At 70.8% G+C, this 22,256-nt stretch carries 18 protein-coding genes and 1 pseudogene; 5 read left to right on the top strand and 14 right to left on the bottom strand.

Annotation, left to right across the window (positions count from 1 at the left end; translation table 11 throughout):
- Positions 1–52: 52 nt before the first annotated feature.
- From IPN03_02225 to IPN03_02205, 5 genes are all read right to left on the bottom strand, one after another.
- A complete protein-coding gene (locus tag IPN03_02225) occupies positions 53–1,396 on the bottom strand; it encodes a sigma 54-interacting transcriptional regulator (GenBank protein ID MBK9372570.1) in 1,344 nt (447 codons plus the stop codon).
- A gap of 332 nt (positions 1,397–1,728) precedes the next feature.
- Positions 1,729–3,054 carry an EAL domain-containing protein gene (locus IPN03_02220; protein MBK9372569.1) on the bottom strand — a complete coding sequence of 442 codons (1,326 nt, stop codon included), beginning with the start codon at positions 3,052–3,054 and terminating at the stop codon, positions 1,729–1,731.
- Positions 3,051–3,434 carry a response regulator gene (locus IPN03_02215; protein MBK9372568.1) on the bottom strand — a complete coding sequence of 128 codons (384 nt, stop codon included), beginning with the start codon at positions 3,432–3,434 and terminating at the stop codon, positions 3,051–3,053. The genes IPN03_02220 and IPN03_02215 overlap by 4 nt, the downstream gene beginning before the upstream one ends.
- Positions 3,435–3,508: 74 nt before the next feature.
- A complete protein-coding gene (locus IPN03_02210; protein ID MBK9372567.1) occupies positions 3,509–5,458 on the bottom strand; it encodes a response regulator in 1,950 nt (649 codons plus the stop codon).
- Positions 5,455–6,936, bottom strand: a complete 1,482-nt coding sequence (locus IPN03_02205; GenBank protein MBK9372566.1) for a hypothetical protein — start codon at positions 6,934–6,936, stop codon at positions 5,455–5,457. Before IPN03_02205 ends, IPN03_02210 begins: the two co-directional genes overlap by 4 nt.
- 123 nt (positions 6,937–7,059) lie before the next feature.
- Between IPN03_02205 and IPN03_02200 the strand changes: the two genes are divergently transcribed.
- Both IPN03_02200 and IPN03_02195 read left to right on the top strand, forming a co-directional pair.
- Positions 7,060–8,202, top strand: coding sequence for a hypothetical protein (locus IPN03_02200; protein ID MBK9372565.1), 1,143 nt, complete (start codon positions 7,060–7,062; stop codon positions 8,200–8,202).
- Between the two features lie 66 nt (positions 8,203–8,268).
- The gene (locus IPN03_02195) at positions 8,269–8,862 is read left to right on the top strand and encodes an isochorismatase family protein (protein ID MBK9372564.1); all 594 of its coding nucleotides are present in this window, start codon (positions 8,269–8,271) and stop codon (positions 8,860–8,862) included.
- 49 nt (positions 8,863–8,911) lie between these two features.
- Here the strand turns inward: IPN03_02195 and IPN03_02190 are convergent, their stop codons facing one another.
- The 3 genes and pseudogenes from IPN03_02190 to IPN03_02180 form a co-directional block, all read right to left on the bottom strand.
- The gene (locus tag IPN03_02190; GenBank protein MBK9372563.1) at positions 8,912–9,298 is read right to left on the bottom strand and encodes a P-II family nitrogen regulator; all 387 of its coding nucleotides are present in this window, start codon (positions 9,296–9,298) and stop codon (positions 8,912–8,914) included.
- Positions 9,295–10,588 (bottom strand): annotated as a pseudogene (locus IPN03_02185) (ammonium transporter). The gene IPN03_02190 and the pseudogene IPN03_02185 overlap by 4 nt, the downstream one beginning before the upstream one ends.
- A 241-nt stretch (positions 10,589–10,829) precedes the next feature.
- Positions 10,830–12,368 carry a sigma 54-interacting transcriptional regulator gene (locus IPN03_02180; GenBank protein ID MBK9372562.1) on the bottom strand — a complete coding sequence of 513 codons (1,539 nt, stop codon included), beginning with the start codon at positions 12,366–12,368 and terminating at the stop codon, positions 10,830–10,832.
- 142 nt (positions 12,369–12,510) lie between these two features.
- Between IPN03_02180 and IPN03_02175 the strand changes: the two genes are divergently transcribed.
- The 3 genes from IPN03_02175 (at position 12,511) to IPN03_02165 (ending at position 15,567) form a co-directional block, all read left to right on the top strand.
- Positions 12,511–13,698 carry a hypothetical protein gene (locus tag IPN03_02175; GenBank protein MBK9372561.1) on the top strand — a complete coding sequence of 396 codons (1,188 nt, stop codon included), beginning with the start codon at positions 12,511–12,513 and terminating at the stop codon, positions 13,696–13,698.
- 76 nt (positions 13,699–13,774) lie between these two features.
- A complete protein-coding gene (locus tag IPN03_02170) occupies positions 13,775–14,614 on the top strand; it encodes a hypothetical protein (GenBank protein ID MBK9372560.1) in 840 nt (279 codons plus the stop codon).
- Complete coding sequence (locus tag IPN03_02165) at positions 14,614–15,567, top strand: hypothetical protein (GenBank protein ID MBK9372559.1); 954 nt, start codon at positions 14,614–14,616, stop codon at positions 15,565–15,567. Before IPN03_02170 ends, IPN03_02165 begins: the two co-directional genes overlap by 1 nt.
- A 16-nt stretch (positions 15,568–15,583) precedes the next feature.
- Here the strand turns inward: IPN03_02165 and IPN03_02160 are convergent, their stop codons facing one another.
- The 6 genes from IPN03_02160 to IPN03_02135 form a co-directional block, all read right to left on the bottom strand.
- Positions 15,584–16,726 carry an ABC transporter permease gene (locus IPN03_02160; GenBank protein ID MBK9372558.1) on the bottom strand — a complete coding sequence of 381 codons (1,143 nt, stop codon included), beginning with the start codon at positions 16,724–16,726 and terminating at the stop codon, positions 15,584–15,586.
- The gene (locus IPN03_02155) at positions 16,723–17,904 is read right to left on the bottom strand and encodes an ABC transporter permease (protein ID MBK9372557.1); all 1,182 of its coding nucleotides are present in this window, start codon (positions 17,902–17,904) and stop codon (positions 16,723–16,725) included. The genes IPN03_02160 and IPN03_02155 overlap by 4 nt, the downstream gene beginning before the upstream one ends.
- Positions 17,895–18,878: an efflux RND transporter periplasmic adaptor subunit gene (locus IPN03_02150; GenBank protein ID MBK9372556.1), complete on the bottom strand. Its 984-nt coding sequence runs from the start codon at positions 18,876–18,878 to the stop codon at positions 17,895–17,897. Before IPN03_02150 ends, IPN03_02155 begins: the two co-directional genes overlap by 10 nt.
- Entirely contained in the window at positions 18,875–20,296 is a 1,422-nt protein-coding gene (locus IPN03_02145; protein MBK9372555.1) for a TolC family protein, read from the bottom strand. The genes IPN03_02150 and IPN03_02145 overlap by 4 nt, the downstream gene beginning before the upstream one ends.
- A gap of 93 nt (positions 20,297–20,389) precedes the next feature.
- Complete coding sequence (locus IPN03_02140) at positions 20,390–20,869, bottom strand: YaiI/YqxD family protein (protein MBK9372554.1); 480 nt, start codon at positions 20,867–20,869, stop codon at positions 20,390–20,392.
- A gap of 49 nt (positions 20,870–20,918) precedes the next feature.
- Positions 20,919–22,208 carry a hypothetical protein gene (locus IPN03_02135; GenBank protein ID MBK9372553.1) on the bottom strand — a complete coding sequence of 430 codons (1,290 nt, stop codon included), beginning with the start codon at positions 22,206–22,208 and terminating at the stop codon, positions 20,919–20,921.
- Positions 22,209–22,256 lie beyond the last annotated feature (48 nt).

Here is a 22,256-nt window from a genome sequence, read left to right as displayed (position 1 = left end):
CGAGGGAAGCGCGGTTAGTCTGCTCGGAAATGAGCAGATTGTTCCCGGGGAGTCAGGTTGTCGTGTCTATTCCGAGACGTCGGAGTTTTCCGTAGAGCTCACCCCTGGTGATTCCGAGTGCCCTGGCCGCCCGGCTCTTGTTGAACCGGGCCTCCTCGAGTGCTCTCTCGATTGCGGTGCGTTCCACGTCTGCAAGTGAGGTGGCCAGGTCCCCCGGCCGAGACCGCTCGGGGTTCGGAGGAGAAGGCGCCCATGAAGTGCTCGCCTTGCGGCGAGGAGAGTCGATCGCCCCGTCCGCCGGCGTGCTCGTCGCGACCGTCCCGGTCGGCGTCGCGAGGTGCTCGTGAGTCACGAGACCGCCGTCGCAGAGGATCGACGCCCGCTCGAGGACGTTTCGGAGCTCGCGGATGTTTCCGGGCCATGGGTACCGAAGCAGCGCTTCCTTCGCGTCGCGCGAGATCCCGGCTGCGGGACGCCCCAGCTCGGCGCCGATCTCCTCGAGGAAGACGCCGGCGAGAGGGAGGATGTCTTCCGGGCGTTCGCGGAGCGCCGGGATCCGGATCTCGAAGACGGCGAGCCTGTAGTACAGATCCTCGCGGAACGTGCCGCGCGCCATCGCCGAACGCAGGTCGCGGTTCGTGGCGGCGACGACGCGGATGTCGGCCTTCAGGGTCTTCGTCCCACCCAGCCTCTGGAACTCGCGTTCCTGGAGGACGCGCAGGAGCTTGGCCTGGACGGACGGGCTCGTCTCGCCGATCTCGTCGAGGAAGAGGACGCCTCCCTGTGCGAGGTCGATGCGTCCCGGCTTGGACGACTGGGCCCCGGTGAACGCCCCCTTCTCGTAGCCGAAGAGCTCGGACTCCAGCAGCGCGTCGGGCAGGGCGGCGCAGTTCAGCGCGACGAACGGGCCCCGGGCGCGGCGCGACGAGGCGTGGAGGTATCGGGCGAGCACCTCCTTGCCGGTTCCGGATTCGCCCCCGAGCAGGACGGTCGTCTCGGTGGCGGCGACCTTCGTCGCCTGCGTCAGGACCTCTTTCCACGGCACGGACACGCCGACGATGCGCGCCGGGCGCCCTCGTGCCGTGAGCTCCGCGGCGAGCCCCTCGACGCGGCTCTCGAGCTGTCGCGCACGCTCCTGCGCCTCGGCGGCATTCCGGGCCTCTTCGGCGAGACGGTGGTGCGACAGGGCGAGATGGACGAAGTCGGCGATCCGTCGGGCGATGAGGACGTCCTTCTCCGAGTAAGCGCCGGGCTGGAAGGAGACGACGTTCAGCCCTCCGACGATCAGGCCATCCTCCTTCAGCGGGACGCGCAGGACGGATCGGAAGCCGAACCTCAGGAGAGGGTGGTTCAGGCGGCGCAGCGTCTCGCTCGCGGTGATGTCGTCGAGGAGCATGAAGTCCCAGTCGCGGCTCAGGAGCTCGGGATCGGGAAGGGGAACGACGGTCGGAATCGGGATTCCCACCGCAGCGGCGGTGTGGGCCCAGATGCGGATGCCTTGCCGGTCCGGCGTGACCCGGCCGAGGATGAGGGCATCGTGGGGAAGGACGGGCCGGGCGATCTCGGAGACCCGGTCGAAGACCTCCCGGACGTCGAGGACGTCCGACAGTGTCGCGAGCAGGCCGTCGAGGGCCTTCAGCTTCCTCAGCTCCTGCACTTCGGTGCGCAGGTCGGCGGTTTCGTCCTCGCCGGCGGAGGAAGGCATGCCTGGTGCTCCGGTCACGAACGTCAGGCGGCGATGGACTCGATGGGGCCGGGACGGCCGAGGTAGAACCCCTGGCCCAGCGGGACGCCGAGGCGGCGCAGGGCCTCGAGCTCGTCCAGCGACTCGATGCCCTCGGCGATGACCTGGGTCTCCATCTTCATCGCGAACGAAAGGATGGCGCCGAGGAGGTCCTGCTTGATCCTGTTGCGGTGGATGTCCTTCGTGAAGAGGTGGTCGAACTTCAGGAACTCCGGCCGGATGTCGGCGAGGGCGGAGAGGTTCGAATACCCGGAGCCGAGGTCGTCGACCGCGATGCGGAATCCTTCCTTCCGGAGCTCGCCGAGGACGCTCGAAAAGAGGACCTGGTTCTCCGCGTAGGTCCGCTCGGTCACCTCGATGACGACCTGCCGGGGGTCGAGGTAGAGGTCGAGGACCTCCCTCACGAGAAGCCCGCCGAGGAAGTCGGCGTCCTGGGCTGCCGCGGGTGACATGTTGAGGAAGATGAGCTGACCCCATTGCGCCCGGGCCGCCTCTTCCAGCGAACGCCGGCGGCAGAGGCGCTCGAGGGGGATGACGAGACCCGCCTTCTCGGCGAGGGAGAAGAGCCTTTCCGCGTCCTCGAGGCCGCTCCCGGCCGGGCCGCGCGAGAGCGCCTCGATGCCCGTCACGCGTTCCTCGACGAGGTCGTGGATCGGCTGGAAGAGCGACACGATCCGGCGCTCGGCGAGGATCCCCCTGAGGATCTCGGTCCCGCGCTCCTCCGCGTTCGCCGTCCGTCGGTAGACCTCGCCGCGGGCCTCGGTCAGGCCGCGATAGACGGCCCGCTCGACGCGCACCTTCGGGTCGAAGAGGATCAGCGCCTGTCCGACGTGGGAAGAGTACTTGTCGATCGACGTGAGGCGTTCGGCGAGGAAGGCCGCGACGAAGCCGTCCATCTGCGCCGCGAGACCGGAGAGCCACTCGTTCGGCAGGACGTTCGAGCCGTTTCGGATCTGCGTCGGTACGAAACAGAGGACCTCGTCGCTCCGGACGGCCGGGACGCAGAAGATGCCTGCCGGGAGGATGCCACGCTCCGCTTCACGGCGCAGGCCGGCGACGAAGTCGCGGATCAGGTCGTCGTAGAACTGCCAGCCCCAGATCTCCTCGACCTGCCTCTCGGTCGCGAGGGCGAACGCGAGAAGGGCGATGGAGCCGTGGTCTTCGAGCTGGCGGCGGACCTCGTCGACGACCGCGGGGAGCGTGGGAAGGCCCGTGGCGAGGTCGTGCAGCCGAGCCCGGTTCTGGAGCCACTCCGCCCGCATCGACGCAGAGTCGAACAGCTCGCCCGAGGCCGGGCCCCGGACGCTCACGGGCCCCGCTCGAGAAAGCTCTGGACTTCGCGGACGACCTCGGCGGGGGAGAACGGCTTGGCGATGTAGCCCTCCGCACCTTCCTGCAGCCCGATCATCTTGTCGCGCCGCTCGGCGCGGGCGGAGAGCATCACGACCGGGATGTGCCGGGTCCGCTCGTCTCCCTTGAGGGTTCGAAGGACCTGCCAGCCGTCCATCTCGGGCATCATCACGTCGAGGAGGACGACGTCGGGCGGCTGCTCGTAGGCGCTCGAGACCGCGGACTTCCCGGTCGAGGCGCGTCTCACCTCGAATCCGCTCGTCTCGAAGACGAGCTGGAGCAGGTCGAGGACGTCCTCCTCGTCGTCGACGATCAGGATTGTCCGTTGCCTCTGGGACATCTGTCCCTCCTCGCGCCCTACCCAGACCCGGATGACGAAGCGATCTTAGAGCAAAAGGACGTCGCAGAGGGGCTTCAGGCTTCTGGAGCGGCTGCGATCTCGCCGGACGGGAGGCGACCGCCCCGGGCGTGCAGCGCGCGAACCGCCGCTTCGACGAGGCGGCCCCGGTCGATGGGCTTGACGAGGTACTCGACGGCTCCGAGGCGCAGGCCCTCGAGCCGCTCGTCGACGACCGACGCGACGAGGATCGGGGTCCTGCGGGTCGCGTCGTCCTCGCGAAGCTCCTGCAGGAGGTCGAGACCGTCGCGGTCGGGGAGGCGGATGTCGAGGACGATCAGGAGGGGAGGCCTCTCCCGGGCGGCGGCGAGTCCCTCCGCGGCGGTCGACGCGGTCCTCACGGCGAAACCGTGCTTTCCCAGGGTCTCCCCGAGGATCGCGAGGAAGTCGGAGTCGTCGTCGATCGCGAGGATCTCGGTCGTCGAGCCGTCGGGTGTGACGAGGCCGTGGAAGACGCCCGACTCCGTCTGGGCCGCTGCGACCGGGAGGGAGAAGCGGAAGACGGAGCCCGAGCCGACGCGACCGTCGACGACGATCTCCGCTCCGTGGGCGTCGAGGATCGACTTGACGATGGCGAGCCCGAGGCCGATGCCGCCGAACCGCCGCGTCGCCGAGCCGTCGGTCTGGTAGAACTTGTCGAAGACCCGGCTGCGCTCCTCGGGCGGGATGCCGATGCCGGTGTCGGCGACCCAGACCTCGACGTGACGTTCGTCCGGCGAGGGACGGGCCCCGACCTCGACCTCGCCGCCGTCGGGCGTGAACTTCAGGGCATTCGTGATCAGGTTCTCGAGCACCTGCGTGAGCCGGTCGCGGTCGCCGTCGACGGGCTTCAGGTCCCGCTCGACGACCGTCTTCAGCCGGATGCGGCGCTTGCGGGCATCGGCCTCGATGCCCGCGACGATCTGGGCGAGGAGTCGCCCGATCTGGAACGGGGCCGGGCGAATCGGAACCCGGCCGAGCTCCATCCTCGAGAAGTCCAGGAGCATGTTGATGGTCTTCGTGAGCCGCTCGGAGTTTCGGAGGCAGACCTCGAGCCCCTTCCTCTGGGCGTCGGTCGTCGGACCGAGCTGCCCCTCCTGGATGAACTCGACGTAGCCCCGGATCGCGGCCAGCGGGGTCCTCAGCTCGTGGGAGACGTTCGCGAGGAGGTCGGTCTTCATGCGGTCGAGCGTGGCGAGCTCGCGGTTGGCCGTCTCGAGCCGCTCGACCTGCTGCTGGATCCGCTCGGACATCCTGTTGAACGCCTCGGCGAGGGACTCGATCTCGTCGCCCGTCCGAACGTGCGGAAGGGACTTCAGCTTCCCTTCGGAGAACGAGCGGACGCTCTCGGTCAGCCCGAGGAGCGGCCGGGCGACCCGCCCCGCCATCCAGGACGCGAAGCCGGCGACCGTCGCGAGTGCGAGGAGGACGAGAAAGAGAGTCGACTGGAGGTCCGAGGCGACCCGTTCCCAGACCTTGTCGTACTTGAAGATGTAGAGGACCGAGTAGGGGTGCCGGCCCCACTCCTCGAAGTAGGGCGTGCTCACGAGCAGGACGGGCCCGACCCCGGCGAGCTCCCGCCGCTCGGACCAGGCGTCCTGGAGGCTCGCCACCGAGACGAGGTCCGGGTCCGCGAGGCGGCGCCTGGGGAGCTTCGGCAGGAGCATCAGGTCGGGGCTCTCCATCGAGTCGAAGAGGACGTCGCCCGACACCGACAGGATGAAGAGGCGGTGCAGGTCCTCGTTCAGCTGCATCGTGTCGCGGACGATGTCGCGGAACTTGTACGCCCGGTAGTAGAGCCCCCACGCGCTGCAGAGCTGGTTGTTCGTCGTCTTCGCGAAGCCGAGGGCGTACCTTTCGAGGAGGGCCTTCTGATCCCTCACCCGCACGAAGATGAGCGTTCCCGAGACGATGAGGAGGAGAGCGCCCATCAGCGCGGAGAAGATGAGGGCGAAACGGCGGCGCAGGGACGTGCGGCCGGCCGTCACTTCAGCCTCACGTCGCGCAGATCGAGCTGGCCGTCGGCCCGGGTCTCCCAGACGACGCCCGGGGTCAGGGCGTGGCGGTCGTAGGTGACGATGAGCGGGATCCAGGGGAGGTCGTCGACGAGCCGCTTCATCGCCTGCTGCAGCAAGTCGCGCCGGGCGGCGGGGTCGAGGGTCCTTCCGATCATCTCCACCGCCGCGTCCAGCTCGCCGGAACCGTAACCGCACGCATTTCCCCTGGACCCCTTCGAGTAGAAGTTCCCCTCGAAGAGCTCCCCCGCGTCCCCGGTGGCGCAGATCCACCCCGAGAAGAAGAGGTCGGCGTCGCAGGCGGTGGAGCGGCGCTCGAACTCCTCGATGCTGACCTGCTCCTCGCGCACCTCGACTCCCGCGGCGCCCAGTGCCGAGATGATCTCCCGGCCGAGCGGCCCGCCTCCCTTCAGGGTGAGGAACCGCAGCGGCTCGGACTGCCGGAATCCAGCCTCTTCGAGCATGCTCCGGGCAGCTCCGGGAACGAAAGCGGGAACGGAGAGGTCGGGATTGAACCCGATGATGGCGGGCGGAACGAGCTGGCTGGCGGGGAAGGCCCCTTCGCCGGGGAGCGCAGAGGCGACCTTGCGGGTGTCGATGGCGGCCCGCAGGGCCCGCCGGACCCGGACGTCGGAGAGGGGATTGGCGGGGCCCCCGGAAACGCGCAGCGCCAGGAAGTGAACGCCGAGCCCCGGGCGTTCGACGAGACGGAACCAGGCGTCGTCGCGGTGCGCGGCCCATGTCGTGCGCGTGGGGGAGAAGACGATCGCCGGGGAGAGGCGGCGCGCCTCGGTCCACATGGCATCGTCTTCCGTGACGACCCGGAAGAGAGCGGCCCGCACCGAGGGGCGATCGCCCCAGTAGTCGGGGTGGGCCTCCAGTCTCAGGAAGTCACCCTTCTTCCACCCTGCAACCCGGTAGGGGCCTGTCCCGGATGGGGCGCGGAAGAACTCCTCGGTTCCGAGGCGTTCGACGGTCCGCTTCGGCAGGACGTAGACGAAGGAGAGGACCGAGAGGAGACCGGCCGGGCGCTCGGAGCGCACGTCGATCGTCAGCGGATCCACGACGCGGACCTCGGTGATCGCCGAGACGTACCGGTGGATGTCCCGGTCGGGCAGGGCCTTGAGGCGGTCGATCGAGTACGCGACATCGTCCGCGGTCAACGTCGATCCGTCGTGGAACCTCACGCCTTCGCGAAGGCGGAATCTCCAGACGGAGCCGTCCTGGATCTCCCAGGACGTCGCGAGGCCGCCGGTGAACGCCATCTGCCGGTCGTACCGAACGAGCGGGTCGAAGACGTTCATCGCGAAGGTGTCGGTCACGAACTCGAACTTCTGGTTCGGGTCGAGCGTCTCGACGTCGGTCGGCCAGATGACGTGGAGCTCGCGGCCACGGTCCCGTTCCCGGCATGCCCCTGCCGCCAGCAGCACCACGACAACGAGCCCGATCATTGCCGGGCGACGCCTCCACACCCCTCGATGCTACCCCGTGAGAGGCGTCGAGCGGCGGGAGAGTGGCGGGAATGCGGTGCCCCCCCCTTATCGTTCTAGCGAGGGCACCGGAGGGACTCGCCCATGCCGAAGAAGCCGACCTCTGAAGACCTCCAGAACCTTCTCTCGCCCCGTACCGAACCGTGCATCTCGCTGTTCCTCCCCCTTCCCCGGCACGGTCCCGATCTCGCGATGGCCCCGGTCCGGTTCCGCGCGCTGGTCCGACAGGTCGAGGCGCTGCTCGGCGAGCGCTACGACGTCCGCCTCGTGAAGGAGCTTCTCGCGCCGCTCACCGGGATCGCAGGGGCGGCCGACGTTTTCGGGCCCGGTCCCGACGGTCTCGCGGTGTTCCGCGCCGAAGGCCTCTTCGAGGTCTACCGGCTCTGGCCCGCTCCCCCCGAGAGAGCCGTCGTCGCCGACAGCTTCCACGTGAAGCCGATTCTCAAGTGTCTCCAGGATCGCCATCGCTACTTCGTCCTCTCTCTGTCCTCCCGAAAGGTCGCCCTCTTCGAGAGCTCGGAGCGCGGTCTCGTCCCGCGGCACGTCCCCGGCCTGCCGGAGCGCGTCGAGAACGTTCCGGTCGGCGCGGCGGGCGGACGGGGCGGGTCGTCCCGGGGCGGGTCCCGGTCCGCAGGATCGGGCCCCGGAAAGGCGCCCGCCGAGAGCGACGGAAGCCGCCGGGAGGAGCTGCTGCGTTTCTTCCGCGCCGTCGGCGCGGCACTGGGCCGGGTGCTCGACGATCGCGCGCCGGTCGTCGTGGCGGGGGCCGGCCCTCTCCTGCCCGCCTTCCGCGAGGCCTGCGGGCCATCCGGGCTCAATGCCGAGTTCGTGGAGGGTGCCGTCGACGACGCCGGGACGGACGAGCTGTACGCGCGAACGCTCCCCGAGGCCCGGAAGGCGCTGGATGCGCGGGACGAGGCCCTCGTCGGGGAGTTTCGGGAGCAGCACGACCGGGGGCTCGCGTCGGACATCCTCACGCATATCGCCGAGGCCGCCGTTCTCGGACGGGTCCGTCGCCTCCTGGTCTCCGACCGGCGTCCGCTCTTCGGCCGGGTGGACCGGACGACCGGCGAGGTGACGCTGCACGCCGGGCAGACGGGGCCGCAGGACGACGACGTCCTGGACGACCTCGCCGAGATCGTCCTGTCCCGCGGGGGGGAGGTCGTCGTCCTCGATCCGGCGCGGATGCCGGAAGAGGCCGCGGCCGTCGCGATGTTCCGTTGGTGACGACGGCGCCGCCTTCGCACGGCGCTGGCATCATGAGCCGGCGCCCTGGCGCCGTGGAGGTGGGAGATGGAGCTGCTGGACGCGGGACGAAGCGCCCTCGTCGTGATCGACCTGCAGGGGAAGCTGATGGACGTGATCCATCGACCCCGCCTGGTCGTCGCGTCGACGCTTCGGCTGATGAAGCTGTCGGAGATGTTCGGTGTGCCGGTGATCCTGACGGAGCAGTACCCGAAAGGGCTGGGCCCGACCCACCCGGACGTGATGGCGGGGTTCGAGGCTCTCACCACGCCGAAGCGCTCGCTCGCCAAGACCTCCTTTGGATGCTGCGGTGAGCCGGCGTTCCTGCGGGCCCTCGACGAGCTGCGCCCGCGGCTGCGCTCGGGACCGCGACAGATCGTCGTCGCCGGAATCGAGGCGCACGTCTGCGTGATGCAGACGGTCCTCGAGCTGATTCACTGGGGCAACCAGGTGCACGTCGCGTGGGACGCGGTCAGCGGTCGCGGCGAGGAGTACCGTCGTCACGCGCTCGAGCGGATGGCGGCGGCGGGCGCGTCGATCACGAACCACGAGTCGGTCGGCTTCGAATGGGCGCGGGACAAGAACCACCCGCGATTCAAGGAGCTCTCGGGCCTCCTGAAGGACGGCCAGCCAGCCGGATGACGTGCCCGGGGGGTGCGCTCCTGCCCGCCCCCCGGGGCTCTCCCGCGATTCAGCCGGCGACCGTCGCCCGCTCCGGATGCGGTTCGACCCCGACCGGCGTGACCGCCGCCTGGTCGACCTCGCCCGTGCGGATCCTCACGATCCGCTCGACCGGCAGGACGAAGATCTTCCCGTCTCCCACCTCGCCGGTACGGGCCGCCGTGGCGATGGCCGAGACCGTCGTCTCGACGAAGTGGTTCGACACGCCGATCTCGAGCCGCACCTTCTCCGAGAGCTCCATCTTCACGGTCGTGCCGCGGTAAGTCTCCACGCGCTCGGTCTCTCCGCCGTGCCCCTTCACGCGCGAGATCGTCAGTCCCTGGACGTCGGCCCGAAAGAGGGCCTCCAGGACGTCGTTCACTTTCTCGGGCCGGACGACGGCCACGACGAGCTTCACGGATTCACCTCCGAAGGGAGTACCGGCGCAGACAGGTCTCGGAGCGGCACGGGCACGGAGTCTCGCAGCAGGAGCAGGGCGCCCTCGCCCGAGGTGTAGGCCTCCTCGCCGTGCTGGCTGACGTCGAGGCCGAGCCCTTCCTCGCCCGCGTTCGCCCGAAGCGGGCTCAGGGCGCCGATGGTCTTCAGGAGGACGAAGGTGACGCCACCGCTCCACGCCATGGCGGCGAGCGAGGCCACGAGCTGGACGAGGAGCTGGCGCGGGTTTCCGAAGAGGAGGCCGTCGGCAGGGGAGCCCCACGAGGCCTGGGCGAGGACACCGGTCAGCAGCGCTCCGACGAACCCTCCCAGGCCGTGCGCCGCGACGACGTCGAGGGAGTCGTCGAGGCGGGTCCGGGCGCGCCAGACGATCGCGAAGTACGACGGGAAGGCCGCGATCGCGCCGAGCGCGAGGGCGGAGACGGGGGAGACGAGGCCGGCCGCCGGGGTGATGGCGACGAGCCCGACGACGATGCCGGTCGCCGCGCCGACCGCCGTCGCCTTCCTGTTCCGGGCGAGGTCGAGGAGCGTCCAGACGACGAGGGTGGCGCAGGGAGCGAGGAAGCTGTTGACGAAGGCCAGCGCCGCCGCCTCGTTCGCCGCGAGCGCGCTGCCGCCGTTGAATCCGAACCAGCCGAACCAGAGCAGCCCGGCCCCGAGGATCGTGAAGGGAACGTTGTGGGGGAGCATCGCCTGGCGGGCGTAGTCCTTCCGCGGGCCGAGGACGATCGCCGCGACGAGCGCAGCGGCGCCCGCGTTGACGTGGACGACCGTGCCGCCGGCGAAGTCGAGGGCGCCGAGGGTCGCCAGGATGCCGCCGCCCCAGACCCAGTGCGCGACCGGCGCGTAGGAGCGACCAGAGCGTGATGAACGCGAGATACGGCCCGAACCTCATCCGTTCCACGATCGCGCCCGAGATGAGCGCCGCCGTGACGATGGCGAACGTCCCCTGGTAGGCCAGGAACAGGAGGTGCGGAATCGTCGCGGCGGCGGGTCCCGGATCGAGGCCGACGCCGGAAAGAAGCGCCCATCCGAGGCCGCCGAGAGCCGGCGACCCGGGAGCGAACGAGAGCGAGTAGCCGAAGAGCGCCCACGCCACACCGACGAAGCCGAGCGACGCGACGCTCATCATCATGGTGTTCAGGGCGTTCTTCGACCGCACGAGCCCGCCGTAGAAGAAGGCGAGCGCCGGCGTCATCAGGAGGACGAGAGCCGTCGACAGGAGCATCCAGGCGGTGTCGGCGCCGTTCATCGGCGATCTCCGCCGGCAGGACCGGTTCCAGGACGTCGGGTCATGGGGCCTCCATTCGATGCGCCCGGAAGGGCGTGACGAACCGTTCGCAAACGGCGTGCAAGACCGTCGGGCGAGGCCGAAAGTCGCGGAAACTTTCCGTCAGCCGCTCCGGGTTGCGCCCCCCGGAGCCTCCCGCGCTTCGCGCTCGTCCTACAAACCTGTCACGGCCTGCTATAAATCCGACGAAACTGTCGGATCGTCACGGCCGGAAGCGATCGGGGTCGATCGCGTGGCGCTTCAAGCGGTACGACAGGATCCGCTCGGTTGTCTGGAGAAGCCTGGCCGCACGGGCGCGGTTCCCTCGGGCGATCTTGACCGCGTCGAGGAGAAGGTCCTTCTCGAACGTGCCGAGGGCCGCTTCGAGGGACGTCTGCGGAAGGGTCCCGGAGACCTCGGCCGTCTGGAGCGTCGGAGGGAGGTGGTGGGCGTGCAGGACGCCCCCCTCGCAGACGAGGACGGCGCGCTCGATGCAGTTCGCGAGCTCCCGGACGTTTCCCGGCCAGTGGTAGCTCATGAGGACGTCGATCGCGGTCGTGGCGATCCTCCGCACGTCCTTTCGGTGCTCGCGAGCCAGCTTCTCGACGAAGTGGTCGGCCAGGAGCGGGATGTCGGTGCGCCGCTCGCGCAGGGGTGGGACGAAGATCGAGAAGACGTCGAGCCGGTAGTACAGGTCCTCGCGAAACGTCCCGGCGCGCATCGCCGCCTCGAGGTCCTTGTTCGTCGCCGCGATGAGCCGGACGTCGACGCGGACGGGCTCCGTCCCGCCGACCCTCTCGAACTCCCGCTCCTGCAGGACGCGGAGGAGCTTCACCTGCACGGCGGGCGAGATCTCTCCCACCTCGTCGAGGAAGAGCGATCCGCCGTGGGCGAGCTCGAACCGCCCGGGACGGCGACCGCGCGCGCCGGTGAAGGCGCCCGCCTCGTGGCCGAACAGCTCGGACTCGACGAGGCTCTCCGGGAGCGCCGCGCAGCTGACCCTCACGAACGGGCGGGACGCCCGCGGCGAGCCGTAGTGGATCGCGTGGGCGACGAGCTCCTTCCCCGTGCCGGATTCCCCCCGGAGGAGAACCGTCGCGCTGGACGGGGCGGCCTGGGCGACGAGCTCGTAGACCCGCCGCATGGGTGCGCTGTTGCCGACGAGATTGCGCAGCTCGTAGCGCTCGCGCAGCTCCTCCTTCAGCTGGCGGTTCTCGGTCAGGAGCTTCTGGCGCTCGGCCTCCACCCGCCCGTGGGCGCGCAGCGTCTGGCCGAGCATCGCGGCGGCCACCTCGAGGACCGCCGCGACCTCTTCCCAGTCGCGACGGGCGTCGCGCGGGAACGCCGCGCCCAGGACTCCCGCGCGCTTCCTCTCCCCCGGAATCGGGACGCAGACGAACGTCACCTCGCGGCGGCGCCTGCGGGCCGCGGAGAGGAGACCCGAGCGGTCGAGGAAGAGCGGCTCCTTCGCCGCGTCGGGGAGTACCACCGGCCTCCCGCTCTCGAAGACGCGGCCGGTGATCCCCTCGCCGGGACGAAAGCGCGCGCGCCGCGCGGCGTCGCGCGCGAGGCCGGACGCGGCCTCGATCCGCAGGTCTCGCGAATCCGGGTCGACGAGCGTCACGGTCGCGGCCAGCGTGCCGAGCTCGTCCTCGAGCAGCTCGACGACCCGGGCGATGGACGAGGTCCGGTCGAGTGTCCGCGAGAGCGCTCGCGCGATCTCGCGGAGGGCGTGAAGGCTCGACGGGGGCGCTGCGGGCATGGCCTGAAGATACGACAATAATGTATGGCTTTGGAGACGGGACGACAGAAATGGAGGAGGCTGGGGACGATCGGGCCGACACGGGTCCGCCTGCCGGCTGGAAAGCCGTCGCCGGGGATGCGGACCGGGTAACCTCGGACCCATGAGCGCGCCCCGAGCCTTCGAGCGAGAGCCCTACCTCACCGAGCTGTCCGTTCGCGTCGTCGGGACCGGGGTCGAGGACGGCCGGCCCTGGGCCGTCCTCGACGACACGGTCTTCTACCCGGAGGGGGGCGGCCAGCCGTCCGACCGGGGCCGGCTCGGAGACGTGGACGTCCTCGACGTGAGATCCGTCGACGGCGAGATCCGGCACGTCCTCGCCGCGCCGCCGCCCGAAGGGCCGACGGTCGCGCGGCTCGACTGGGGGCGCCGCTTCGACCACATGCAACAGCACACGGGGCAGCACCTCCTCACGGCCGTCGCGGCGGACCGGTTCGGCTGGGAGACGACGGCGTTTCACCTCGGGCCCGAGACGTGCGACATCGAGCTGGCGGTCCCCTCGGTCTCGCCGGCCGAGAGGCTCCGCCTCGAAGAAGCCGTCGCGACCGAGATCCGGGCGGTCCGCCCGGTCACGCATCGCCGGGTCCTTCCCGAAGAGATGGCGTCCCTTCCGGTGCGGACCCGCGGCCTGCCGGAGGGACACCGGGGCGACGTGCGTCTCGTCGAGATCGAGGGTCTCGACCTCAACACCTGTGGCGGGACGCACCTGCGCGCGACGAGCGAGATCGAGGCGCTGAAGCTCCTCGGCACCGAGAAGCTCCGGGGTGGGACGCGGCTCTTCTTCGTCGCCGGCGGGCGGGTCCGCGGCCGGCTCGGTGCCCACGAAGACCGGAACGCGAGGCTGAGGGTCCTGCTGGGAGCTTCCGACGACAGGCTCGCGGAGACTCTCGAGGCGAAGCTCACCCAGCTCTCCGATGCGCAGAAGGCTCTCCGTGCGGCGGACGAGGAGCTCGCCGACGCCCGGGCCGAGTCCTTCGCGGCAACGGGAATCCCCGTCGCAGAAGGCCACTTCGAAGGGCGCGGCATGGTCTTCCTTCTCCGGATCGGCAGGCGCTTCTCCGAGCTCTCCGTTCCCGGCGTCGTCTTCCTGACGGCCGCGGGGGAGGGGGCCGAAGCGTTCGTTCTCGCGGCGGGGGGCACCTGCGGCGCGGACGTCAGCGTGCTGGGGCAGGCCGTCGCCGCTTCACTCGAGGGCCGCGGCGGAGGTTCGGGGAAGCTCTTCCAGGGGAAAGGCCGCCTGGCGAAGCGGGGCGAGGCGCTCGCGTTGCTGCGGGAACGGCTCGGTCCCTGAGCCTCGGCTGATGCGCGGCCCCCGCCCGGGCGACGACGTGTTGAGCCCAAAGGTGGGAGACGGTATTCTGACTGTCGTGGCCGAGGTCATCGAGAGGATGACGTGCCCGGCAGGACACAGGGTCCTGTCCGGGGGATTGGCAGCGTTGGCCGGGCTCGCGGTCGCGCTCGGGGTCGCGCCGCCCGCGCTCGCGAACCTGCGTGCTCCGGTCGTGATTCCGGTTTCACCCTCCGCCGCGCTGGCCGCTCCGTCGGTTCCCCTGATCGTCGAATCCGAGGCGCTCAGCTTCGTCTGCGGATCGGACTCGTGCCAGGTGTCCGCTCGATACGAGGTGACGGCGGCCGGCCCCGCCATCGTCCGGCTGGAGTTCATCCTGCCCACCGAAGGCTCGGTGACGGCGACGACGAACGCCGACCGGGAGACCGTGCAGGTGATGCCGGCCACGCCGCTGCGGCCCGAGGAGCTCCGGTCGCTGGAAGCTGCCGAGCGGGGGGCCCCGGGACTCTTCCGGGCCGATTTCCCAAGCGCCCTTCGCGCGGGACGGAACACGGTGACCGTCCGGTACTCCCAGCCGCTGGGAGCGGAGGAGGTCGGCCACGGCTACGCAAAGAAGAAGGGGCGGATGGTGCAGCGGTTCCGCTACGAGCTGTGGCCCCTGCGGGAGTGGACGAGGAGCCCCGGGTTTCGGGTGAAGCTCGCCGTGGCCATCGAACGCCCCGCCCCCGGCTGGTGGGAGCGGACGCTCGGGAACCCGCGATCGGTGACGTGCCTCACGAGCGACACGACCGCGCCCGTACCCGCGGGCCGGCTCGAACAGAGAGACGGGCAGCTCTGGTACGAGGCCGAGCTGGGCCCGTCCATCCCCGACCGGATCACCTGCTTCATTGGCGACGAGAACCTGATGCCGAGGAACTGATGGCTGGATCACAGAAGTTCGGATCGCTGGGGTCGGATCACCACGACGGGAGGATCCCTCCGGGGATCAAGGGCCGGAGCTTCGCATTCCCCGGTCCGCTCGGAAGCGACGGATGGAATCGGGCGGCCGGGGTCACGCTCGTGAACAAGGAGCCGCCGACCGACCAGGAACGCGCGGAAGAGCTGGTCCGGCAGTTCGCGGCGAGGCCGGGCGGAGGAGCGTTCACGAGAATCGCGCGGCAGGCGGTCGCCATGGGTCTTCTGGTCCGCATCTACGACCCGAGCGCGATCCACCAGAAGGTCTCGAGCCTCTGTGGCCCCGCGACCCTGCTGTTCGATCTCGCGAGCCGGGATCCGATCGCCTACGTCGAGTACGTGATGTCGCTGTACGAGAAGGGCGTCGGCCACATCAAGAACATCGAGGTCGTTCCGGGGAGCGACCTCAAGGAGTACGACCCCGGCGACAAGGTCGAGGCCTCGGACTGGATCGGCCTTGCGAGCCTCCGGGACTCCGAGAACTACTTCTTCGACTATCAGGACGCCGGCAACGAGTTTGCCGGAATCACGCTACCGGGAGAGCTCGAGGACTGGTTCCAGAAAGTGGGCTACGCCGAGGTCGTCAACGACGCGCGCGTCATCGTCGACCAGGAGGAAGAGAACATCCGCCGGGCGAATGCCTACTTCCAGAGGGGCTTCCGCGTCTGCCTGTTCATTCACTCGAACATGCTGAGCAAGTCGACCGAGTCCTCCGGTTCGGCGACGGCGGACCACTGGGTGGTCCAGACCCAGGCGGCGAGCTTCGGGCTGACGTTCCTCGGCGGCGAGACGAAGAAGACCATCGCCCTGGCCATCTACACCTGGGGCGAAGGGCGCCGGCCCGTCCCGCAGGCCGGGGTCCTCACGCTCGACGACTTCCTCGACAACTATTACGGGTTCGTGGCGGCCAAGTTCTGACGCGTCCGCGCGGGACTCAGGCCGTCCGCCGCATCCGGGCGGCCTGAGCGAGCACGGCGGCGACGAAGAAGACGACCGCGAGCCCCCAGAGGACCGCCAGCTCGTGCCTGACGTGTGCGAGGGAGGCGCCCATCTGGTTCACGCGCAGCAGCGCCGGGATCGCGCACGTCGAGGGGATCGCCTGCGAGGCGAATCGGAGCCACGCGGGGAGCGCCTCCGGCGGCCAGGCGTAGCTCGCGAGGAAGACCGCGGGGAGCGACGTGAAGAGGAGAGTCTGGATCGCCGCCTCGCGCCTCCGGAAGAGGACCGAGAGCGCCAGCCCGAGGAAGCTCGTCGACAGGAGGAACGGCACGACGAGCGCCGCCGCGGCGAGGCCTCCGCCCCGGACCGGGAAGCCGAAGACGCGCGCGACGATGCCGAAGTAGAAGAGGGCGTGGACCGCGTAGAGAAGGCAGAACGCCAGGGACCTGCCGGTGACCGACGCGGCGGCGCGGGCGAGGAGCGGGCCCTCGCCGAGCGCGTCGAGGTCGGCCGCGCCCCTCAGGCCGATGCCGATGAGGAGCGTCTGCTGGAGGATCAGGATCAGGACTCCGGGAACGACGTAGCTGGCGTACCCCTCGGCCGGGTTGAAGAGCGGGCGGGAGACGAGCGGGAGAGGGTCGCGAAACGCCAGGGCCTTCGCCTCCGGCATCCCCAGCGCCTGGAGGCGTTTCACCTCGATGCCGGCCGAGAGCGTAGCGGTCGTCTCGGCGAGGCCCGTCAGCGCCTGGCGGTAGACGAGGAAGTACGTCGCGTCGGCGAAGACCCCGACCGTGGCGGGCGCACCCCGCTTCACGTCCCGCTCGAATCCCGAAGGGATCGCGAGGATGCCTCCGGCCGCGCCCCGCAGGACGAGCCCCTCGGCCTCGGCGAGGCTCGCGGGGCGCGCCGTGACCCGGACGAGCTCGTGCGCGTCGGCCATCCGCACGAGCTTGCGGGAGAGCGGCGTCCGGTCGAGGTCGACGACGGCGACGGGGACCTCCTTCAGGACCTCGCGCCGGTAGGGTGTCGGATAGAAGAAGGCGTAGAGAGAGATGGCGCCGACGAGGACGAGGAGCGCGCCCGGGTCGTGGAGGGCCCCGCGGACCTCGTCGCGGAACGCCCGCAAGACGGTCCTCACGTCCGCCCCCAGTACGACGGGTCGCGCATCACCCGGCCCATCCGCCAGAGCGCGAGGGGCGGGACGAGGAAGACGAATGCCGCGAGGGCGGCGAGGGGCGCCAGGGACGCGGACGGAGGCGCGCCGCGCATCGCCTGGCCGAGGAGGAGCTCGAGGTAGTGCGTCAGCGGGAGGAGCGCTCCCCAGGCCTTCGCGGCGAGGGGCATCCCGAACGTGGGGAAGGTGACGCCGGTGAAGGCGAAGGCGGGTCCGCCGTAGAAGGCCGCCGCGCTCGAGGCGAGCCGGAGGTTGGCCGAGAGCGCGACGATGAGGAGACCCACCGCCTGGTAGGCGAGGACGAGAAGGAGCGTCGCGAAGGCCACGAGGAGCGGGCTGCCGCGCAGGGGGATGCCGAGGAGCCGGAACTGCAACGCCGTCGCCACGAGCCCGAGGGCCGTGAAGTGGAGCGTCTGCGGAAGGAGAGTCCCCGCCACGGCGCGCGTCGCGCTCCCGCCCGCCGCGAGCCACTCGCCCGCCGTGCCGTCGCGCAGCTCGGCGCCGAGGGCGTGGACGGCGCCGACGAGGACGAAGATCGAGAGAAGCGTGGGCCCGAGGGCCGGGACGAGGAAGGCGAGGTAGTCGAGGCCGGGGTTGAAGAGGGCGCCGCGCATCGACCGGACCGGCTCGAAGCGGGCGGCGGCGACGTCGGGCGTCTCGCCGAGGGCTTTCCTGGCCTGGATCTCGACGCCGGCCGAAAGGGTGCCGACGACGGCCCGCACGTCCCTCTTCACGATGCTGCCCGGTATCAGCCGCAGGGCGTCGTAGGCGAGGACGACCTTCGGCGCGGCGCCGCGCTTCACGTCGCGCTCGAGGTGGGCGGGGATCGTCACTACGGCGTAGGCCCGCGCCGCGAGGACCTCGTCGAACGCCTCGGACGGGCTGGCGAACGGGCCCGTCACGCGCATCGACTTCGTCGCGTCGATCATCCGGACGAGCCGGCGCGAGAGGAGGGAGCGGTCGGCGTCGACGACGGCGACCGGCAGGCCTTCGGGGAGGCGGTTCCAGAAGATCGCCGCCACGAGGGCGAATCCGGCCAGCGGAAGGAGGACGAGAAGGACGAGGGCGTACCGGCTCGAGACGAGCCGCTCCGCCTCTCTCCGGCCCGCGCGAAGGACGCCCGGCGCGCCGCCTAGCGCCACGTGAGGACGGCGCTCATCCCGGGACGCAGGCCGGTCACCGTCCGCGAGGGCCTCGCCCGCACCTCGAACGTCTTCAGGTCGAAGCCCCCCTGGGCGCTCGTCGACCGCCACGTTGCGAAGTCGCCCTGCGGGGCGACGAAGAAGACCGTCAGCGGGATCTCTCCGGCCCCGAGCGCCGGGAAGCGGGCCGGCACGGTGGCGCCCATCTTCAGCCTCTCGAGGCGGTCCTCGCGGACCTGGAACGTCACCCAGACGTCGGAGAGGTCGACGAGCGTCACGATGGGGAAGCCGGCCGGGACGATCTCGCCGGGCTCGACGTTGCGTCGATAGACCTCACCCGCGGCCGGGGCGGCGACCTTCGTCTCGTCGAGGAAGGCCTTCACCTCGTCGACGGCGCCCGCCGCGCGGGAGACGAGGGAGGTCGCCGTGTCGCGGTCCTCGCGGCGGGCGCCGGCGAGCGCCATGTCGTACATCGCCTTCGCGGCGTCGGCCGCGTCGCGCGACGTCTTCCACTGCGCCTCCGCCTCGTCGCGCCGCTGGTTCGGGACGACGCCGTCGCGCGCGAGCCGCTCGAGCCGTCCGAACGTCACCTCGGCGAGGTCCGCGGCGTGCCGCGCCCGGTCCCACTGGCTCCTTGCCGCCCGAATCTCCTCCTCGCGGGCGCCGCTGTCGGCCTTCCGGCTCTGCGCCTCGGCGCCCGCCTTCGCCGCCTCGGCCTGGTCGAGGCGGGCCCGGATCTCGGGGCTCTCGATCGTGGCGACGGGGTCGCCCTTCTTCACCCAGTCGCCCTCCTTGACCTCGATCGTCGCGATGCGGCCGGCGACCTTGGCGGCCACGTCGACCTTCGTCGCGTCCGCCTCCCCCTGGAGAGTCTCCGGGGCGGGACGGGCCAGCAGCAGCGCCGCGAGGCCGAGGAGGCCGAGGACGGCGACGCCCGCCGCGAGCGCCAGGATGCCCTTCGTTCTCTGGTTCATTTCTCCACGTCTCCCGAGGCGCTCGCGCGGAGCGCCTCGTACCGTTCGGACTGTCCGGCCGCTTCCAGCAGCTCGGCGAGGGCGACGTCGAAGTCGCGGGCCGCCGCGAGGCGCCCGAGCTCGACGCGGGCCAGGGAGAGCCGGGCGTCGACGACGTCGAGGGACGTCGCCACGCCCTCCTCGAAGGCGCGCGTCCTCACGCGCACGTTCTCGCGGCCGAGCTCGAGCGCCGCCCCGAAGGCCTCCACCTGCTCGAGCGCCTTCCGCGACTCGCGGTAGCGCTTCTCCACGAGCGTCTCGACGTCGCGCCGGGCGCGGCTCGAGAGGGCCTCGACGCGGGCACTGCGCTCGCGTGCGGCCACGATGCTCTTCTCCCGGCCGAACCCGTCGAAGAGGGTCCAGCGGGCCGTGAGGCCTGCCGCCCAGGTCGGGTCGAGGAGCGTCAGGCCGCGCTCGTGAAGCTCGCGGAAGCCGAAGGCGGCGATGTCGGGGTACCAGCGGGCGCTCTCGGCCGCCAGCCCCGCACCGGCAAGGGAGCCGGCGGCGGCGAGGCGTGCGAGGGAGGGATTCGCGACGAGGGCGTCCCTCTTCAGCTCCTCGAGCGGGGGAAGGTCCTTCACGACGAAGAGAGGGGTCGTGGCGTCGAGGGCGGGGCCTTCCTCGCCGGGCAGGGTCAGGATGTTCGCGAGGGCCTCCCGGGCGAGGGCGAGGTCGTGCTCGGCCCCCTTGAGCTCGCGATCGGCGTCGCTTCTCGCGACGTCGGCGTGCAGCCGCTCGGCGCGCGAGAGGAATCCCTCCTCCTCGAGCCGCCGCGCGTCCCGGACGTGCTCGTCCAGGGCCGAGAGGACCCCGGCCCGCACGTCCCGAGCCTTCCGCGCGAGACGAGTGCCGAAGTAGCGCCGGACGAGCTCTGTCGAGAGGCTCTCGTCCACTGTCCTGAGCGAGGCCTCGGCGTCGGCCTTTCGCGCGTCCGCGGCCGATCGGGCCGCGTCGATCTTTCCGCCCGTGAAGAGGGGCCACGTGAGCCTCACGTCGGCCCGCCCGAACAGCTCGTCCTGAACGTCGAGGAGGAAGGGCGGGACCGCAGCACCCGGGACGGCGGGGTGTAGGGCGAGGATCACCTGCCGGACGGGCTCGAGGTCGATGACGATCGGCCCGTCCATCCGGGTGATGCGTGCGTTTGCCTCGAGCTTCGGCCAGAGGAGCGCGTTCGCGGCGCCCACCTCCGCCGCGCGCTCGCGGACCTCGTACCCGGCGGCCTTGAGAGCCTCGTGGCTCGTGCGCATCCGCGAACGTGCCTCGGGGAGCGAGATGTCGGCCGCCTCCGCCGCAGCCGCGAGGACGAAGGACAGCGCCACACAGGCCGCGGTGCAGGCGAGCGATGAGGTGAAGCGGGGGAGCCGGGAGCGCCTCGTCAAAGGTGGTTCTCCTTGCGCGAGGTGCCCGGGCGCCGCGAGGCACACCGCCGCACCCCGCCCGACTGGCGATCATACGCCGCGGGGGCGGCTCCTTCACCTCTGGCGGGTCGCCTTGAGCAGGGACTGGACGATCTCGTCCAGCTTCTGCAGGAAGCGGGACCGATCCCGGGCCTCGAACGGGGCCGGGCCGCCGGTGATGTCCCCGGTGTCGCGGAGGTAGGCCATCAGCTCGCGGTTCGCCAGGGCGTCGCCGATCGACTCCGGCGTGAAGACCTTTCCCTTCGGATCCAGCACCCGGGCACCCTTCGCGAGGCAGAGCGAGGCCAGCGGAATGTCCGACGTCACGGCGACGTCGGCCTCGGTGACCCGCTCGGCGATCCAGGCGTCCGCCGCGTCGAAGTGCCCGCTCACGACGACCATCTCGACCGACGGGTCGTCGGGTACGCGGATCCTCCCGTTCGAGACGACGAAGACCCCGAGGCCGTAGCGCTTCGCGACCCGAAAGACCTCGTCCTTCACGGGGCAGGCGTCGGCGTCCACGTAGATCCGGATCGAGGGGGCGGCTGTCGTCACCCGGCAGAGCCTACGCTGCCGCCTTCCCGAGAGGCCAGGATCGACGGCCTCACCGCACGGCCACGATGCCCCGTGCCCCTGGGGTCACGCCGACGGTCGACGGGAGGAGACGGCCCTCCACCCAGACGACGCGCTGCGACGCCAGGTCCGCCCGGAGAACCCCGAAGGCCCTGCCCAGGCCTTCGATGGTCGAGGCGTCGAGAGCGCCGGGCCAGGCGTCGTGCGCGGCGCTGCGCTCCGCCGAGACGCGCCACACGTGGAAGGGGACCCGGATCCTCGCGAGGTACCTCCGGGCGCGGGCGGCGTCGAAGGCGCTCTCGTCGCGGGCGTCGGGACCGAGGAGGAGGACGACGGCCCGGCGGCGTTCGCGCCGGGTGGCGGCGAGGCCGGACGCGGCGACCGCCTCGGCGATCCTGGGGGGGGCCTCGGCTTCGCCCAGGAAGACCTCCTTGCCAAGTCGCAGGAACGACTCTTTCGCGGGCGTGTACTCGTCGGACGAGGGATAGAGGCGCGTGGAGTTCCCCGACCTGCGGATCTCCTGCGGCACCGTGGACATGAAGTGGAAGCGACTCCGCGTGGCGAGCTCCAGGGGCTTTGGCCGCGGCCACGGGAACGGAAAGAAGTCCTCGGAGGCGAGACGCCGGAGCTCTTCGCGGACCGAACCCGCAAGGACGAAGACGACCTCGGCCGGGCCCTCCTCGACGCCTGCGACGCGCAGGATCTGCCCACCGGCTTCGAACCAGCCGTCCATCTGCTCGACCTTCGGTGGCCGGGCCCCCTGAGAGATGCGAACGGGGACGGCGGTGAGCTCCTGAAGGGCGTCGTCCTTTTTCGTCCCGCCGAAGCTCGCGACGGCCGTCGCGGTGATTCCGCCGGGAAAGGTCAGGTCTGCGAGGAGGACGTGCGCGGCCCCCGGCGCATGGGCAGGAAGCGGGAACCGCTCGGGAGTCACGACCTCGAGGGGCTGGCCGTCGAACGAAACGGAGATCGCCGTCGGATCGGGGCTCTCGAGGCAGCGCCAGACGAGGCGGGCCGTCGTCGCCTGGCCGGCGCGGTCGCGCTCGAGAACGAAGGCCGCCTCCGCGGCCGACGTCGCCCGGTTGAGCCACTGTCGCGCCTCGCCGAGCCGCCGGCCGGCTCCGTCGAAGGCTACGGCCACGAGCTCGTGAGGTGCGATCTCGCCGCCGAGGTCGATCGTCGCCGTCCAGGGGGGCCCGAGCTCGACCGCTCTCGCTCCATCGATGTAGAGCTCGATCCGGGCGACCTCCGCCCCGGCCGAAAGCTCGACGGGGTGCACGCCCAGAGCGATGCCGAGAAAGAGGGTTACGAAGGCGATCATTCACTTCTCCGTCGAGCGGTATGCAGGAATCGTGCACGGACCGGTGTC

It is taken from the genome of Holophagales bacterium (assembly GCA_016719485.1).
GTDB lineage: Bacteria > Acidobacteriota > Thermoanaerobaculia > UBA5066 > UBA5066 > UBA5066.
This window is presented reverse-complemented; position numbering and strand designations above follow the sequence as displayed.

Coding starts and splice junctions, on each gene's coding strand:
- IPN03_02225 (MBK9372570.1), bottom strand. CDS start 1,396: ATGCTCCTCGACGACATCACCGCGAGCGAGACGCTGCGCCGCCTGAAC.
- IPN03_02215 (MBK9372568.1), bottom strand. CDS start 3,434: ATGTCCCAGAGGCAACGGACAATCCTGATCGTCGACGACGAGGAGGAC.
- IPN03_02205 (MBK9372566.1), bottom strand. CDS start 6,936: ATGATCGGGCTCGTTGTCGTGGTGCTGCTGGCGGCAGGGGCATGCCGG.
- IPN03_02200 (MBK9372565.1), top strand. CDS start 7,060: ATGCCGAAGAAGCCGACCTCTGAAGACCTCCAGAACCTTCTCTCGCCC.
- IPN03_02195 (MBK9372564.1), top strand. CDS start 8,269: ATGGAGCTGCTGGACGCGGGACGAAGCGCCCTCGTCGTGATCGACCTG.
- IPN03_02180 (MBK9372562.1), bottom strand. CDS start 12,368: ATGCCCGCAGCGCCCCCGTCGAGCCTTCACGCCCTCCGCGAGATCGCG.
- IPN03_02175 (MBK9372561.1), top strand. CDS start 12,511: ATGAGCGCGCCCCGAGCCTTCGAGCGAGAGCCCTACCTCACCGAGCTG.
- IPN03_02165 (MBK9372559.1), top strand. CDS start 14,614: ATGGCTGGATCACAGAAGTTCGGATCGCTGGGGTCGGATCACCACGAC.
- IPN03_02150 (MBK9372556.1), bottom strand. CDS start 18,878: ATGAACCAGAGAACGAAGGGCATCCTGGCGCTCGCGGCGGGCGTCGCC.
- IPN03_02135 (MBK9372553.1), bottom strand. CDS start 22,208: ATGATCGCCTTCGTAACCCTCTTTCTCGGCATCGCTCTGGGCGTGCAC.